11 protein-coding genes and 1 pseudogene are annotated in these 16,296 nt (G+C 47.3%); 3 read left to right on the top strand and 9 right to left on the bottom strand.

The genetic code is table 11. From position 1 onward, the window contains the following. Window positions 1-194 (bottom strand): annotated as a pseudogene (locus tag SFV55_RS13825) (glycosyltransferase family 1 protein); the annotation flags it as partial. Between the two features lie 235 nt (window positions 195-429). On the opposite strand from SFV55_RS13825, the gene SFV55_RS13830 reads away from it, so the two are divergent. Further along, the gene (locus tag SFV55_RS13830) at window positions 430-1,479 is read left to right on the top strand and encodes a M42 family metallopeptidase (RefSeq protein WP_413776706.1); all 1,050 of its coding nucleotides are present in this window, start codon (window positions 430-432) and stop codon (window positions 1,477-1,479) included. Window positions 1,480-1,579: 100 nt separating this feature from the next. On the opposite strand, the gene SFV55_RS13835 is transcribed toward SFV55_RS13830, so the two are convergent. Beyond that, entirely contained in the window at window positions 1,580-1,957 is a 378-nt protein-coding gene (locus SFV55_RS13835) for a DUF4783 domain-containing protein (RefSeq protein WP_320030104.1), read from the bottom strand. 422 nt (window positions 1,958-2,379) lie between these two features. Here SFV55_RS13835 and gpmI point away from each other — a divergent pair, with 422 nt between their 5' ends. Both gpmI and SFV55_RS13845 read left to right on the top strand, forming a co-directional pair. Beyond that, complete coding sequence (gene gpmI, locus SFV55_RS13840; protein WP_320030105.1) at window positions 2,380-3,912, top strand: 2,3-bisphosphoglycerate-independent phosphoglycerate mutase; 1,533 nt, start codon at window positions 2,380-2,382, stop codon at window positions 3,910-3,912. Window positions 3,913-4,048: 136 nt separating this feature from the next. Continuing rightward, the gene (locus tag SFV55_RS13845) at window positions 4,049-4,606 is read left to right on the top strand and encodes a hypothetical protein (protein ID WP_320030106.1); all 558 of its coding nucleotides are present in this window, start codon (window positions 4,049-4,051) and stop codon (window positions 4,604-4,606) included. Window positions 4,607-4,876: 270 nt separating this feature from the next. Here the strand turns inward: SFV55_RS13845 and SFV55_RS13850 are convergent, their stop codons facing one another. From SFV55_RS13850 to SFV55_RS13880, 7 genes are all read right to left on the bottom strand, one after another. Beyond that, window positions 4,877-8,266, bottom strand: a complete 3,390-nt coding sequence (locus tag SFV55_RS13850; RefSeq protein ID WP_320030107.1) for a HEAT repeat domain-containing protein — start codon at window positions 8,264-8,266, stop codon at window positions 4,877-4,879. 150 nt (window positions 8,267-8,416) lie between these two features. Beyond that, window positions 8,417-9,181 (bottom strand): class I SAM-dependent methyltransferase, encoded by a 765-nt coding sequence (locus tag SFV55_RS13855; protein WP_320030108.1) that lies wholly within the window; start codon window positions 9,179-9,181, stop codon window positions 8,417-8,419. A gap of 80 nt (window positions 9,182-9,261) precedes the next feature. Beyond that, window positions 9,262-9,729: a hypothetical protein gene (locus SFV55_RS13860; RefSeq protein WP_320030109.1), complete on the bottom strand. Its 468-nt coding sequence runs from the start codon at window positions 9,727-9,729 to the stop codon at window positions 9,262-9,264. A gap of 66 nt (window positions 9,730-9,795) precedes the next feature. Further along, on the bottom strand, window positions 9,796-10,263 hold the full coding sequence (locus tag SFV55_RS13865) for a hypothetical protein (protein ID WP_320030110.1): 468 nt from the start codon (window positions 10,261-10,263) through the stop codon (window positions 9,796-9,798). Between the two features lie 216 nt (window positions 10,264-10,479). After that, the gene (locus SFV55_RS13870) at window positions 10,480-11,037 is read right to left on the bottom strand and encodes a DUF4256 domain-containing protein (protein ID WP_320030111.1); all 558 of its coding nucleotides are present in this window, start codon (window positions 11,035-11,037) and stop codon (window positions 10,480-10,482) included. 99 nt (window positions 11,038-11,136) lie between these two features. Then, a complete protein-coding gene (locus SFV55_RS13875) occupies window positions 11,137-13,695 on the bottom strand; it encodes a M1 family metallopeptidase (protein ID WP_320030112.1) in 2,559 nt (852 codons plus the stop codon). A gap of 57 nt (window positions 13,696-13,752) precedes the next feature. Next, the gene (locus tag SFV55_RS13880; RefSeq protein WP_320030113.1) at window positions 13,753-16,251 is read right to left on the bottom strand and encodes a cation-translocating P-type ATPase; all 2,499 of its coding nucleotides are present in this window, start codon (window positions 16,249-16,251) and stop codon (window positions 13,753-13,755) included. Window positions 16,252-16,296: the final 45 nt, after the last annotated feature.

Consider the following 16,296-nt stretch of genomic DNA (forward strand, 5'->3'; position numbering starts at 1 on the left):
GCCTTAGGTCCAATCACTACCGATTTTACGTTTTTTCCGCTGATTAGCAATTCTGTCTGCGGGCGGTCATAAATCAAAATGAACTGATCTTCAGGATGATTTTGCGCCCAGCGTTTAACCAGTTCGTAAATATACCAGCCGACTCCTTCCAGATTACCAGTCTGTAGAACGCGGGAATTGATGGCTATTTTCAACTTAATCGATTTTTTATCGTTCTTATAGATCCTGTGAAGTGGATAACTCGCGCAAATTTGGTTAAATTTACGCGCTCAAAGCGTTTTTTCTCGTTCCTAAATAAGTACTAATCCTTACTATACACACTTTTCTCTTCCCGGAATTAAAATAGTCCCATCTGAAACGTATTCACTTGATAGAAAACTTGATTTCAATACCTTCATGTTGTATTGAGAGGTTAACACAAACATGACTATGATTAACGTTCAATTGCTTAAACGCATTTGTGAAACCCCCGGTGCCCCGGGTTTTGAACACCGCATCCGCCAATTGGTACTGAAAGAACTCCAGGATTTGGCCGACGAGGTAAGCATCGACAACATGGGTAACGTCATTGCTGTCAAAAGAGGGAAGGAGCGCAAACGTGCCATGATTGCCGCCCACCTTGACGAAATTGGCTTCATCGTTAATCATATTGACGACGAAGGTTTTCTTTTTTTCCATCCCCTTGGTGGCTTTGACCCCAAAACTTTGACTTCTCAGCGGGTAATTGTGCACGGCAAAAAAGACGTCATTGGCGTAATGGGCTCCAAACCCATCCACCTAATGAAGCCCGAAGAGCGGAGTAAGGTGGTGCCTATTACCGATTACTTCATTGATTTGGGCATGCGCAAAGAGGAAGTGCTGAAAATCGTTTCGATTGGAGACCCGGTTACCCGCGAGCGGGAGTTGATTGAGATGGGCGATTGTGTCAACAGCAAATCGCTGGACAATCGGGTTTCTGTCTTCATCTTGCTCGAAACCCTGCGCGCATTGAAAGGCAAAGAAGTTCCTTACGATGTTTATGGCGTGTTTACTGTACAGGAAGAAGTAGGGCTACGTGGGGCCATTTCCGCCGCGCATGGCATCAATCCCGACTTTGGATTTGGGTTGGATGTGACCATTGCTTTTGATACTCCAGGCGCTCAGGCACAGGAAGCGGTGACCAAATTGGGCAAAGGTGCCGGCATCAAAATTCTGGATGGTAGTGTAATTTCGGATTACCGCATGGTGCGTTACCTGAAAGAAATAGCCGATCAACATCAGATCCCCTGGCAACCTGAAATCCTGCCAGCAGGAGGCACCGATACAGCTGGAGTACAACGTTATGGTAAAAAAGGAGCAATTGCGGGAGCGATTTCAATTCCCTTGCGGCACATCCATCAAACGATTGAAATGGCGAATAAGGGAGATATTCAACATTGTACTGACTTATTGATTGTGGCGTTGCAGCAATTGGATGGGTACAATTGGGAGTTTAGATAGAGATGAAAGATGAGAGAGGCTACCGTAGGGACTTAGACAAGGTCATCGTCAAAAATGCTGCGGTAGCCTCTTTCATCTCTCATCTTTCATCTCTATCTATTTATTCTTTATCAAACCTCAGCTCCTGTACATAATACTTATCCGCTTCCACCCTTGCATAGATGTATACGCGGAAAGTACCCGCAGTGGTGGTCAGGTTACCAATGCTGTACTGGGCTTCTTTGCCTTTGGATTGGCCCGTGTGCATCTGGCTGAAGGTTTGTGGTTTGTTTTTGCCAAAGAAGTTTTTCAAAATTTGTATGGCTTCGGTTTTGCCGTACACATTCTCCTGCTCCAAAATGGCAATTTCTACCGATTTGTCCAGGTAAGGTTCCAAAGCAGTCACGTTACCTGTGCTGATGGCTTTGGTAATATTGTCGAGTGCGAGCTGCTGATCCCAGATCATCAGGGTTACCAGCAATATGAACATGCTTTTCATAGTCGTCCTTTTATGGGTTGAGGCCGACCGGTTAGTTTTAAAGAGAACGATCGACCTTGAAAAAGTAGAGTTTCATCATCATGATTTACCTCCTTCACATTTGGTTGCAGCTAGAAGTGTTTTGAGCCTTTTGATTTGTTCCACGTTTGGTTACAAATCTTAAAAGCTTGCACTTCTGCTTGTTTTCTCCTTTTTGACGCAATCGTCGGGTGATAGTAACAATTTTTTTTTGAACAGTCTAATATAGAACGTCTTTTTTGCCCTTCGCATTGTTTTTACAAGAGAAAAAGGCTTTCTGCGCGCTAAGGGGCGATAAAAAAATAAGTGTTCATTTTTTTGCCCCACTACTAAGTCTCAATAGCTTGTGTTAATTTCGGCGCGAAATCCTTTTTACAGGTATTCAACTAGACGATAAACCAAACATGAGCACAAAAAAAGTTCTTCTGGTCATCATGGATGGATGGGGCTTGGGACAAGTACCCTCCGCGGATGCGATTGCACAAGCCAATACTCCTTTTGTAGACGCTTTATACCAACAATACCCCCATGCCACCCTCGTGACCCACAGCGAACTGGTGGGCCTGCCCGATGGGCAAATGGGCAACTCGGAAGTGGGGCACCTCAATATCGGCGCAGGCCGGGTCGTATATCAGGAATTGGCTCGCATCAACAAAGCCATTCGCGAGCGTGAACTCCATCAAAACCCTACCTTACTGAAAGCCATTCAATACGCCAAAGAAAATGACAAACCTTTCCACATCATGGGGCTGGTATCTGATGGTGGGGTGCATTCACACATCAACCACTTGAAGGCCATCATCGATATTGTGGAAGAACAGGGCCTGAAACAGGCATTCATCCATGCCTTTACCGATGGGCGTGATTGTGATCCCAAGAGTGGGCTGGGCTTTTTACAAGAAATCGTTGACTACACGGCCAATAAAGCCACGAAATTGGCTTCGGTAGTTGGGCGGTATTTTGCCATGGACCGCGACAAGCGTTGGGAGCGGGTCAAATTGGCTTACGACCTGATGGTTAATGGCGTAGGAGAAGCAACAACGGATGTGATCAAAACCTTTGGAGCCCGTTACTCCACCAATGAAACCGACGAATTCATCAAGCCAATCCTCTGCACCAATGACGAAGGACAGGCTTTGGCGACAATACAGGATGGTGATGCACTGCTTTGTTTCAATTTCCGGACCGACCGTCCAAGGGAAATTTCGCAGGTTTTGACCCAAAGCGATTTCCCCGATTTTGGCATGCACAAAATGAACTTGCACTACGTCACCATGACGAATTATGATGAAACGTACCAGAACGTCGAGGTGATTTTTCAAAATGACAACCTGGTCAATACCTTGGGTGAAGTTTTGTCAAAAGCTGGCAAAACCCAGGTGCGGATTGCGGAGACCGAAAAATATCCTCACGTAACCTTTTTCTTCAATGGTGGCCGGGAAGAGCCCTTTGCAGGAGAGCGCCGACTCTTGGTGCCTTCGCCCAAGGTTGCCACGTATGACCTCCAACCCGAAATGAGTGCAGTAGGCATCACGGATGCGATTGTAACGGATATCGTGCAAAATCAGCCCGATTTTATTTGCCTCAACTACGCCAATGCGGATATGGTGGGCCACACAGGCATTTTTTCTGCAGCAATTAAAGCCGTAGAAACGGTTGATTCCTGCATGAACAAGTTGGTCAATACGGCTCTGGACTATGACTACGATTGTATCATCATCGCCGATCATGGAAATTCCGACTACATGATCAATGAAGACGGGACGCCCAATACGGCGCATACCAAAAACCCCGTGCCGATCATTTACGCCAGTGCTCAAGCGGCTGGCGCTACAATAAAAGCGGGCAAATTGGGTGATATCGCTCCGACCATTCTCAACCTGATGGGCGTTCCTGCTCCGACGGAGATGACGGGTGAGGTATTGATTGATCGTTAATTTTTCTAGCCACGAAGGCACAAAGACACGGAAAAGGGATTTTATACTTAGGGTCTTTGTGCCCTTGTGGTTAAAAGAAGCTTCCCCAAACACAACCCGGGGTTTGCCAATAGTGTTTATGTGAAAAAATTGACTCATGCCAAAATACATCCTTTTCTTTTTCGCCTTGGCCCTGATCTGGAGCTGCAACAACGCCGAAGCAACAAAGAAGCCTGACAGTAAAGAAGATCCCTATTTTTTCGATCTGGCCGGGTTCTTTAATACTGAAATCAAACAACTCAACAACGCCCAAACGAAAGCCCACAAAACAGTCAAGTACAACGAAAAAGAGGATGTGTTATCCACTCAAAAACTGGACTACGAAAAAGAATTAGCCGTATTTGTACACTCCGACATCAACAAATTATCCTGGCGGGAAAAATACAGTGCGGATACACTTAAAGAAGGGAATGAAATCCGTTCGATTACCTATAAAGCCCTGGATGATCAGCTCAAAACCCGAAAAATTACCATTTCTTTTGATCAAAACGAGGTGGCACAAATTGCCATTGAGAATCGTTTGAAAAGTATCATGGCCAGCACCTGGCAGGAATTAGAATATTTACCAGGGAAAGGGTATCAGGTGCATGGCAAACAAAAAATGCGATTAGCTGGAGTGGATATGATGGGAATAGAGGTGGAGTTCAAAGAATAAAGCTTTATTATCTGACAATTGATGCGATTGGGCTTTAGCAGGTTCGGATTTTATATGTTTCTTTCACAAATTACGGGTTTAGCATACAAGACTTATGATTTTAGAAGTGGACTGCCGCAGCAACTTAGCCCCAACCGTGGTTTAATTTGCTGCAGCAGTTCAATTCTAAAATCAAAGCCCGTGTCCTTTACTCGGAACAGGTTGCTCAAAAAATCTTAAGTCAAAATGCTCCGGTATGTTATCAGTTTCCTGATCGTAAACCTCCTTGCCTTACTTTTTCAGCGTCCCCAAATACTCTACCAAGTCTCGTATCTCTCGCTTGGATAACGAAGCACCCATGGCAGGCATACTCGAGGGGGTATTGTCGCGGGTAGCGATGCGAGAAACCGGAATTACCAATGGTTCGGCATTGGTCACATTCAACGTAACCGCTTCTTCCGTTTCCTTGAGTAAGGTTCCAAATATTTCCTGACCATCTTTCAACTTCAGGGTTACGGTACCAAACCCGGGAGCAAGGCGAGCACTTGGCTCGATCAATGCCTGTAGCAATTGTTCACGCGTCAGGGTGCTGCCAATTTCGGTGAGCGATGGCCCGGCGGTACCCCCTACCCCACGTACCGCGTGGCAACGCGTACATTGCGCGGTGGCGTTGTTGTTGAAGATGTTGCGCCCTTGGGCCCAGTTGCCGCCGTACAATACCTCGGCAAACTCATCCATCAGGGTGACACCAGGTTTTAAGGCAGCCATTTTGGCTTTGAGGCTGGCGGAACCGGAGGCATCGATGGCTTCTTTAAGTTCCAATCTCAAATTGGGCGACAGTTTTTTGTCTTCCATTTGTTGGACCAGATCGCCTAGTATGGTTTCGGTTTTTGCCAAATCCAGTTTGCCCATTACGACCAACAATTGTTGCTGTTCGCGGGTGCTCCCCTTGCCAAATACGGCCTGTACGATAGCAGGCAAACTGGCTTTGCTGACATTGCTGTTGTTCAACAAGCCCAGAGCCACGGTGCGCAGGCTCTCCTCTTTATCCTCCATACCCGCCTTGATGGCCGAATCGATCTCTTTGTATTTCAAGAGGTTCAAGGCAGGCAATACGGCAGCCCGTACTTTGACATTGCTGTTGTTGTAGTAAATTTTGGCCAGGGCGTCATTGGCATCGTTCAACTCCAGGTTGGCCAACATACCGGCTACCGCAATCAGGGTTTCAGGGTTAGTTTGCTCCAGGAAGCTGTTGACAAAAGGTTTGATCTTGGTACGAGCCATGTTCGCATCCCGCTCCAGTTTGCCTCGGTAACGGCCGTCCACCCGGTCGGTCAGGGAAGGATTGCCCCAGGAACCAATGGTTGCCAGCGCTTCCGCCTTGATGATGTCGGTAATGTCGCTGCGATTGGCAAAAGCAATCAGGAGGTCCAGTTCAGTGGCAGTTCCTACCCGCAGGGCCGCATTGATGGCACGGCGCAAGAGTGGCTCAGCGGTAAACCGTTTTTCCTTCAAAGTTGCTGCCAGGGCAGGCAATGCCGCAGGGATCGACAAATCGTCGTTGATGGCCCGAGCCGCTTCGGTTACAATATATTCGTCGGCGTCATTCAGGAACATGGCCACTTTTTCACTCTTGAGTTTTCTCAAGACCAGGACGGCGGCAGTACGCAGGGCCTTACTTGGGTTGTTGGCCAGTGCGACCATCGGCTCTGCCTGGCCAATACGCGATAAAGCCAATACCGCAGCGTGGCGAATGTAGAGGTCTTCATCGTTGTTGTCTTTCAACTGAGCAATCAAAGGCTCAACGGCTGGAGCATAGGCCAATTGCCCCAGGGCTTCGGCACTGTAAAAACGCACCCGAGGGTTTTCATGCTTCAGGAGTGGAAGCAATTCAGGGCCGGCTGCAGCAATTTTGGCATCACCCAACATTTTAATGGCCTGTACAATGATTTCTGAATCGGCGTCTTTCAAAAGTGGCAACAATTGTGCACCTTGTTTTTGGTCCGCCCGAGCCAATTGCCCGACGCCCCAAATGCCGTGCACACGGGCCAGTTGATTTTCCCGTTGGGCAATGGCCTGCTGCAAAGAAGGCAACCCCTTACTGCCCCTACGCACCAACTCAAATTGAGCTCTTTGGCGGATGCGCATGTCGCTGTATCCCAGCAATTCCAACAATTTTGTACTTGCTTGGGCGCTGTAGTCCAGTTCCATCAGTCGTTTGGTCTCCCGACGCTCATTCGCCAGGTCATTTTTATCTGCAGTGACGTCGAGCTTCCAAACCCGACCAAAGTTTTTGGTGCCCCAGCCATTCACCCAGTCAGCAATATACAAGGCGCCATCGGGGCCAAATTCGATACCTGTCGGTAAGATTCCACTGACCAGATTGGTTTCACTTTTCAACTCGAAAGTGGCGCCTTTGGGCTTCAAATCAAAAGCCCAGATGGGGGAGCGGGTGGGGGTCCCAACAAATTCTACCAGGAAAAATTTGTTCTTCCAGGCCGAACCCAAAGCGGTGCCTGGATTGTATACCATTCCCGTAGGGCCGTTGTGGTAGTTCATGATCGGAGGGATGATGTAGGCAGCCTGGCCTTCCCAGCGCGGCTTGTACAGTTTTTCCTCCATCCATACGTTGTAGCGGTTATTTTTTGGGTCGGTGTATTTGCCATATTGCCAGTTGGAGCGCCAGCCAGCATCCGAACCTTCCACGACGTGTACCAGGCGTTCACTTTCGCCGGGGTGGTCGCCATCGTTGTCGGAGGAGATGAGGTTTCCGTATTCGTCAAAAGCAAACTCATGGGTGTTGCGCAAACCAGTAGCAAAAATTTCAAAATCGCTGCCATCAGGGTTGCAACGGGCAATGGTGCCGGAGTTGGGGTTCGGCCATTTTTTGCCATCCACGGTGGTGACATTGGAGCCAATGTCGCCAATGTTCCAATAGATGCGCCCATCCGGGCCTTCGGTTACACCCGACATGCCGTGTCCGCTAAACCCGATGTGTACGGCATAACCCGTGGCGAGGGAGGTTTTTTTGCCCAATACGCCGTTTTTGTATTGTATTTTCCATAAATCTGGAGCAATGGCTACATAAACATTGTCTCTTGATACCATGATACCCCCCGCTACGTCGGTCACTTCATCGTGAAAATCGCTGAGGATACGGGTGGATTTATCGGCCATGCCATCACCATCGCTGTCTTCGAGGCGCCAGATTTCGTCGCGCTCAACGGCGAGGTCCTTCCAGTCGTGGGAGCCATCGTTGTTCAGGTCTTTGAGCCATTCATTTTCTTTGCTGCGTTCGGGAGCGAAGGTTTTGTGCAAAAAGGCCCGCCGGTCTTCGACGCTTTGCAAGCCGATCGACTCGGTCATCCAGTCGCGATGGCCCCGGATATCGAACTCTGAGTTTTTTTGGCGATTGGTGCGGGTCAGGTACACGCGCCCGAGATGGTCAACGTCCATGGCCACCGGGTCAGGGGCCAGGGAGTCGGTGGCCCACAGGCTGAGCTGAACCCCATCTGCTAATTTGATGGTGGTTTTATCCTTCAACTCCAGGGCCTTTTGTTGGGCTTTTGCTGCTGTTTCTTGTACGCTGATGGTATCCGGCAGTTTCATGCAGGAGATAACCAGCAGAGTGAGTACGCCCAAAAGGGGGATTTTTTTTCTAAATGTTTTTCTGAATGCCATAGTCAAATTGTGTTTGGAACATAGATAGCTGATGTAAGAGAGGTAAATTTAGGAGAATTTGGGGCTATGTGGGGTGAGAATAATTGTAAAAAAGACAAAAATCTGTGGTAGGGTGTGCTTGGGGAGCTTTTGGAGATGAAAGGCGTTCATCTAATCCTTTTCAGCCACAATATAAACCTGCGGGTCTCCAAGTTTATACGCCTCCTTTGTGACTGAACTATAGATTGAAACAATGCTCAGTCCCACCGATTTTAATAGCCCTTTTACTTCTGCTAGGGTGAAAACGTAGTGTTTAAAAACATCTTTTTTGGTTTCGCCTTCCTTGGTAAAAAGCAAATCGCTCACCAGAAAACTGTCTTCAACGTGATAGGTGTTGGTGATTTCCATGCGGATGTTCCCAGCGGTGTAGACATTGTCTTCTTCAGGTTTCATGAGGTGGGGCAGAATACTTTCGGCAATCATGCCGGAGTTAATGATGAATTTTGCGCCGGGTTCAAGGGCGGAAGCCACTTTTCCTACAAACACCTTCATTTTGTCCATGTTGAAGTAGCCAAAACTGTTGCCCAAACAGACTGCGCCTGAGAATTCCCCTACAATCTCAGTATGCAGGATGTCACCCGTAATGGCAGTGATGTTCAATTTTTCTGCCTGGATTTTTGAGTTGAGCCCGCTCATGAAGGTTTCGGAGATGTCAATAGCGGTAACGTTCAGGCCTTGATTTGAAAATTCGATGGCATGTCGGCCAAAGCCGCAGGGGACGTCCAGGATGTGCTGCCCTTTTGTAAGGTTTAATTCGCTCAATAAAAAATCGACCTCTTGTTTGGTAACTTCAGGTGGAATGGCATTTTCCCAAAGTTCACAGTTGATTCCCTGGAAGAAATCTTCGTACCAATTGTCGTTTACTTGGTTTGTCATGTTGGTAGGTTTGGTGTAATTTAGGGTGTTCACTGGCACGATCAGCAACGATGGTTCCCTTGGAGAAGTTCCCAGGAGTATTAAATCTTGTAGCGAAGAAGGGCTTTTTTGGCCTTTTTATTGGTTGGGGTTAAAAGGAGAATTCCACAGCGGCCACTGGGGCCAAAGAGGGCATTGGCTGTTTTTTCATCAGCTACCTCCAAATGCTTTATTTGATCGATGGTTAATTCCTTGGTCAGGTTTTTTATAGTTTGGGCATCAGTGTCATTGTTCGGCTCGATTAAATGTCCATCAACCATCAACCTAGGTTTGCAAAACCCTATTGGTTTGTTTTTGTTGAGGATTATCCTGTCCATAGTATTCCTAACAAAAACATTTGTGTCGGCCAGAAGCCTTGCGCGAAGCATGTTTAATTGGTTGGTTAATTTTTTTTCGCCCTTTAATTTATTGACCCAGTCAAGGTTTTCTTGTTCGGTCAAAATCAATTGTGCGTTTGCCTGTCCCCAGCTTATGAGTCCAATTAGAAGGATTAGGGTGGGTAATTTCATCTTGTTTAGCATAGTAGATTAGAGCTTGTAAATTTGAATGGGTTTGTGAATGATTGCTTTGTTCATTTAATCAAAAATATCCCTCACAAAAACTTTTGTGCTGTCCAAGTTTGCCCAAATCGTTTGAATGCTTCTACTGTCATCAGTCGAATATTCATAAACCATAATGGTGTCACCTAATGTCTTTGGATTGAACCATTTTATTGTTTCACCGTAAGGTACTTTTCCATTCCATTTATCTGTCGATACTTTACCTGCCGAAAATTCATGTTTAGATAAAATCCGTTTTAATTCTTCCGGACAAGTTTCGAATTGCAACCAAATGGCATAATCAATTTTGGGAATAATTTGATCCTGGTAATTCAAAATTGAAACGCAGTTGGTTTTTTGCTTGCCAAATAAGGCTTCATAAATTTCTTCTCCTGTTCTTGATCTAAAAGTTTCACGGACTTTGATATAGAATAAGACAATAAAAACAAAAAGCAGGAGTATTGCTACCAGTTTAAGTCGTTTATTTTTCTTCATTTTCAGCATTATCATTCATTTGTATTTCAGAAGCGAAGGACATGAATTGCCACGTGCTTTAGCTCGTGGAGAGTAATTTCTACTGTTTTGGGCTTTAGCCCTAGCCTGAATTTAAGGCTGTGGCTAAAGCCCAAAATAAAGGACTGACTCCTATCCACCAGCTAAAGCTGGAGGCAATTCATGTCCTCCGAGTAAAAATTCGGCAATGAGCAGTCAATCCTCCCCTCACACCCTCAAACACCCCCGAAATCCCCTCGCCGCATAATAAGACTCCGCGCCATTGTGGTACACAAAAACATGGCCATAGCGGAAATCACAAAAAACAGCACCACCCAATTTTCGGATATCCGGCGGAGTGAGGATCCAGCTCGAGGTTTTGGTATCGAATTTTCCCAATTGCTGCAAGGTCCGGTATTGTTCTTCGTTGAGCAGTTCAATGCCCATGTCGGCGGCCATTCCTACCGCGCTATCATCCGGTTTGTGTTCCTTTCTGGATTCCAGGGCTTCGTGGTCGTAACAAACACTGCGGCGGCCTTTAGGGCTTTCGGCTACAAAATCATAAAAGAGGTATTCACCAGTTTTGGCATCCTGGCCCACTACATCCGGCTCGCCGCCCGTTTCTTCCATTTCAAAGAGGGAGCGCAGTTTGGCCGGGTTGGCTTCCAGTTTGGCCTGTACCGCTGCCCAGTCGAGCCCCTGGTGGCGATTTGGATTTTTTTCAAAGCGGGCCTTTAAGGTATTGAACAGGGTTTCCCCTTGGTCTGAAGACAATTGTTTGGTCATCGTAAGGTCTTGTTGTAATTTACTTCCAAATTCTTACATGCAAAACGAAAACAATCGCCAATATAACATTTGAAGGCTTGTACTTACTTGAGCGCTTGTTTAATTTTTTTTGCCAGCCGCCGCGTTTAGCTGTTCCTCAAAAGCAAGAATGGCGTTCATGGCATTTGGATCATTTTGGTATCTGCTTTTCAGCGGTGCAAAAATTTCCAGTCCTTGTGGATTCCCCAAGGTGGCAATCAGCAGCACCTGATGGAAAATGTCATCGCTGTTTTTTTCTTGCATTGCCAGGTTGAAGCGTTCCAACAGGATCGGATAAGCTTTTTCGGTTTTGCCCAAAGTTGCCAAGGTTTGAGCAGCTACAAAGGGGTAATCCCAGCCATTGCCCAAAAACCAGCGTGGAGACTGATTGTCGACCAGTGCGGCCACGGCAATCGCCTCCGCCCGGGCATCGCCCAACTGCGCCAAACCAGCCAGGCAGTGCATCAAACTTTGGTTTTTCCAGGATGGCCGATCTTTCAGTTTTACCAATGCTTCAAAAGCTTGCAGGGTTTTTGTTTTTCCCAAGGCGACAGCAGCGGCATTTACTACGCGGTCGCTGGTATCTGCCAGGCAGGAGACATACAAATCGGCGTGTTGTGGATCGTTGGTCATGCCCAAACTGCTCAGCGCAGCCGCTTTCACCCAGGATTTTCCCTTTTTAACCAGGGAAGTCCATAATTGAGTAGTGGTTTGATCGTAGGGTGGGGTTTGGATGGATCTCAGTTGCCCGATAACGTTGAACCGAAAGCGCCAATAGGCCAGGCTTTGGGTCACTTGTTGAAAGGCCTGAATGATGCTGTTCCGGTCTGATGCGGTGGTGCCTTCTGCTTTAGCAATTTCGGCCAATTCAGTCATGGCAGTGTTGCGGGCAGACATGTCTTTGCTGTGCAGGAACAATTGCAGCCATTCTTCCCTGGTTTTGGACCATTGAATTTCTTTGATCCAGGTTTGTTCTACATCAAAATTGAGCATTTTGGGCGGGCTGGGCAGGCGAAAAGTAAAATGGTTGTCGCGTTGTGGCTTCAAGTAAATCACTTGCTTTTTGCCGTCTATTTCAATCTCCATTTTGCCCTGAAAAAAGTTTACTTGTGCGTAGGTGGCCGTGGAGTCTTTTTGTTGAATTTGTTTGACGTGCAAGTGATATTGCTTGGTTTTGGCATCAAAAGAACTGCTCAGTTCAAAAACCGGATGCCCGGTTTGGTAAATCCATTGCTCAAAAAACCATTGCAGATCTTTTCCGCTGGCTTTTTTTACCGCGTTTTGAAAATCCTGGGTGCTAGCCAGCTTGAAAGCATACTCTTTGACAAAAGATTGGATTGCTTTAAAAAAGGCTTCGTCGCCCAATTCTTTGCGCAACATGCGCAACACCAGAGCACCCCGGTATTTGGCGTAGCTGTCGGCTGCAAAACTTTCGGGGTCCTCCACTCTAGTGGGTACGATGGGGTGGCGGTTTCCATTGGCCCAATCGCCAAATACACTCCCACTTTCCCAGGGGTAGCCCCATAAGAGGTATTCTTCTATTCCATTTTCCGCTATGGCATACAGCCCTTCAAAGTATTGCGCAAAACCTTTGGCCAGCCAGATGTCTTCCACTGTTTTGGGCATGATGAGGTTCCCAAACCACTGGCTCGCCAGGGCATTGAACTCCACGCCATCCCAGAGGTATAAATAATCCTGATGCGTTCCATAATCATCGATCATGTTGTCGGAAATGATGCTGAAGCTGTTTTGCCCAATCAAACTCGGGAATGGGTAGTCCTGCACCATCACTTGGGCATACTGTAGATAGGGATAAGCGAAGCCAGTTTTGTCCTCCAAAAACTGCAACATATCGGGCAAACGCACCGTGGTAGCCCGGGCGGCTTCCTGCTCATCAGGGTAACAAAAGGTGTGCAGGGGAATGCCCCGGGTGGTTTGAACCAAATCGACGTAATCCCCTGCCACAAATGCGGCGAGGTAGATCGGATAGGCGCGGCTTGCTTCGTAGTGAAAGGTGACCCTGCCGTCCTGGTTGTCTTTTTTCTCCAACAAGATACCATTGGCGACAAAGGTAAGCCCCGGATCCAGCGTAGCAATGAATTCGGTGGTGCTGAGGTCGGTCGGGTTGGGGCTACAAGGCAACCAGTAGGCGGTGTTTTGCAGCTCGCTCTGCACCCAAAGCTGTTTTCGCTTGATGGGGTTTGAGGCCGTAGGTTGAAAAAATCGAATGCCTTTACCAAAACTCCCCCCGATGGTATTGGGGTCGGGTTCGTTGTGGTGCAGGGTTTGGTAGGTTATGCTGAGATCCAGTTTTTCGCCGGGCTGGTAGTTTTTATCCAAAGACACATTCAGGCGATGGGTAAGGGTATCCAGGGTAAAAGCGAGCTCCTTTTTTGCCCCGATGCGTACCGTATAGATCAACAAATCATGCGCAGCCAGTTGGATGGAACGGGCCGCCTGAGTAAAAGCCATGGAGATGATCACTTCAGCGTTGGCCTGTTTTTTTGTCCAGTCAAATTGAAGCTCAATTTTGTAATGGTCGATGTCGATGGGTGAAGTGGTAGATAAGCTGTTTTGGGCCAGCAAGGTGATGGTGGAGCAAAGCAGGAAGCCTGCTGCGGTTGGTATTTTTCTTGACATAAGGCCGGGATAAAATGTTATCCTCCAAAAGTAATGGCCTAATGCAGCTGGCTCAGGTCAAAAACGGGACAGATTGAGCCATTTGATCAATTCATACCAAATCACCGACACAAATCCAATGCCAATACAAGTAGCGACTTGCACCAAATCCAGGGGTGTAAACAAAAAGAAGCGGGCAAATGGTGGTACGTACAACAGCAACGCTGTGACGGCAACGGTAATGCCGATGATGAGTAGCACCAGGTTGTTTTTGTACTTCAGGGTAGTCAGTATGGAATAATAAAAAGAACGATTAACTAAGGTCAAAAAAACATTGGCGGCGACCAGCACAGTGAAGACCATACTCCTAGTGGTTGATTCCGGGAAGCCTTGGTAAACGGCATATTGGTATGCGAACAATGTCCCTGCCGTGATCAACAAGCCTTGGATGATGCTGGTGGTCAACTCTTTCCAATTGAAAAAAGTAGTGCTAAAGGGCCGGGGTTTTTGCTTCATGGTATTGGCCTCCATGGGCTCGTTTTCATAAATGATGGAGCAGGTGGGGCCCATGATCAATTCCAGGAAAATGATGTGTACGGGCGAAAAAATATTGGGGTAAATCCAGCCCAACACCAGCGGAACAAACACTGTCAGGATGATGGGAATGTGGATGGAAATGATGTACTGAATGGCCTTTTTTAAATTGACGTAAATCTTGCGCCCCATGGCCACCGCGTCCACCATTTTGGAAAAATCATCGTTCACCAAAATCAATGAAGCAGCTTGTTTGGCGATTTCGGTCCCCTTTTTGCCCATCGCAATGCCAATGTGAGCCGCTTTCAGAGCCGGGCCATCGTTTACGCCATCGCCAGTCATGGCTACAATTTCCTGCTGGGCTTTCAGTGCTTCGATGATTTTTAGCTTCGCTTCAGGGAACATCCGGGTAAAAACCTGGGTATCGAGCACCCTGGCTTTCAAGGCTTCCTCCGACAATTGCATCAACTCCTCTCCCGTAATGCTTTTTTCATAGCCCTCAAACCCAATTTGTTTGGCAATGGCCGTGGTCGTAGCCGCATTGTCACCTGTAACAATTTTGACGGCAATACCGGCTTTGTAAAAGTGTTGGAGTACAGCTTTGATGTTCTTTTTGGGTGGATCATAGAAAGCCACCATGCCCTTGAAGTTGAATTGGAATTCCTGCTGAGTGGCAGGAAAATCATTGCCTGCAAAATCTGCTTCCGCCACCGCCAACAGACGGTAGCCATCTACAGCCAGTATATCGATGGCATTTTCAATTTGGTTTTTCTCTTCGGCAGATAAGTTGCACACCTTCATCAAGGCTTCCGGGGCGCCTTTGGTGGCAATGATGCGCTGGCCAGTTATGTCTTCAAACAAGTGGGTCATCATGGGAGGCTTGCCATCCAATGGATACTCATGAATCATCTTGTAGTCCGGCCTCTCATCCTGGTGGTGGGTTTTGGCGTACGCATCGTGCAATGCAATCTCCATAGGATCGAAAGGGATGGGTTCACTGGCCCACATGGCTAGCCTGAGCAGTGCTTTTTCGGCATGATCAACGACATTTTCAGCATCCCTGATGTTTTCTGAGCCAAGCAGGAACAGTTTGGCCAGGCTCATTTTGTTTTCGGTGATGGTGCCTGTTTTGTCGGTACAAATCACGGTGGCGCTTCCCAGGGTTTCTACGGTTTTCATCTGTTTGACCACAATGCCCAACTTCATCAAACGCCAGGCCCCCAGGGCCATAAAGGTGGTAAAGGCCACCGGAATTTCTTCGGGCAAGATACTCATGGCCAGGGTGAGCGATTTTAATAAACTATCCAACAATTGCTGGGACTGAAAATAATTGATTGCCCACACCAGTACAAAAACCAGGGCTCCAGCCAGCACCATTTTTTGCACAAAATTGTTGATTTGCAACTCCAAGGGGGTCTTTTCTTCCGCAATGCTTTCAAGGCTTTTCCCAATTTTACCCAGCTTGGTTTCGTTGCCAATGGCGGTGATGGTGACAATGGCCAGGCCACTGACTACGGTAGTGCCTTTGTACACAAAATGGTCTTCGCTGTCTTTGTCTTTGCTGACGGAAAGTGACTCGCCAGTGAGGATGGATTCATTCACCGAAAAATCGTTGGACTGAACGATGATGCCGTCGGCGGCAATGGAGGTTCCTTCTTCAACAATCAGGCTATCGCCGAGTACCAGATCTTCACTGTTGATTTCCTCGGTAATGCTGTTGCGAATGACTTTACATTTGGCTTGGGTGAAGTTTTTTAGTTTCTCCAGTGCATTGCGGCTCCGGGAATCCTGGTACAAGGAGATCGCCGCGACTAGTACAATGGCAAATGCCATAAAAAGGCCATCGCCTGTATCGCCGCTGATGAAATAAATGGAAGCGGCTACCAACAACAAAACGAGCATGGGCTCTTTGACCAAACTTTTTAAAGCATCCCAAAAGCCATTTTCTTTTTTGTAGTTCAATTGATTGGACCCAAATTTTTTTCTCGCTTCCAGTACTTGGTTGCTGCTTAGGCCCGTAATAGTGACGTTGTTGGTAGGCATTGGGGATTGTTGGTTTTGTGTGTTGGCATTTTTGTGGTACAAATA

The sequence above is a fragment of the Haliscomenobacter sp. genome, assembly GCF_033763495.1.
GTDB lineage: Bacteria > Bacteroidota > Bacteroidia > Chitinophagales > Saprospiraceae > Haliscomenobacter.

Excerpts from the sequence above, each read along its gene's own strand:
- SFV55_RS13830 (WP_413776706.1), top strand. The coding sequence starts at position 430 with ATGATTAACGTTCAATTGCTTAAACGCATTTGTGAAACCCCCGGTGCC.
- SFV55_RS13835 (WP_320030104.1), bottom strand. The coding sequence starts at position 1,957 with ATGAAAAGCATGTTCATATTGCTGGTAACCCTGATGATCTGGGATCAG.
- gpmI (WP_320030105.1), top strand. The coding sequence starts at position 2,380 with ATGAGCACAAAAAAAGTTCTTCTGGTCATCATGGATGGATGGGGCTTG.
- SFV55_RS13845 (WP_320030106.1), top strand. The coding sequence starts at position 4,049 with ATGCCAAAATACATCCTTTTCTTTTTCGCCTTGGCCCTGATCTGGAGC.
- SFV55_RS13850 (WP_320030107.1), bottom strand. The coding sequence starts at position 8,266 with ATGGCATTCAGAAAAACATTTAGAAAAAAAATCCCCCTTTTGGGCGTA.
- SFV55_RS13855 (WP_320030108.1), bottom strand. The coding sequence starts at position 9,181 with ATGACAAACCAAGTAAACGACAATTGGTACGAAGATTTCTTCCAGGGA.
- SFV55_RS13860 (WP_320030109.1), bottom strand. The coding sequence starts at position 9,729 with ATGAAATTACCCACCCTAATCCTTCTAATTGGACTCATAAGCTGGGGA.
- SFV55_RS13865 (WP_320030110.1), bottom strand. The coding sequence starts at position 10,263 with ATGCTGAAAATGAAGAAAAATAAACGACTTAAACTGGTAGCAATACTC.
- SFV55_RS13870 (WP_320030111.1), bottom strand. The coding sequence starts at position 11,037 with ATGACCAAACAATTGTCTTCAGACCAAGGGGAAACCCTGTTCAATACC.
- SFV55_RS13875 (WP_320030112.1), bottom strand. The coding sequence starts at position 13,695 with ATGTCAAGAAAAATACCAACCGCAGCAGGCTTCCTGCTTTGCTCCACC.
- SFV55_RS13880 (WP_320030113.1), bottom strand. The coding sequence starts at position 16,251 with ATGCCTACCAACAACGTCACTATTACGGGCCTAAGCAGCAACCAAGTA.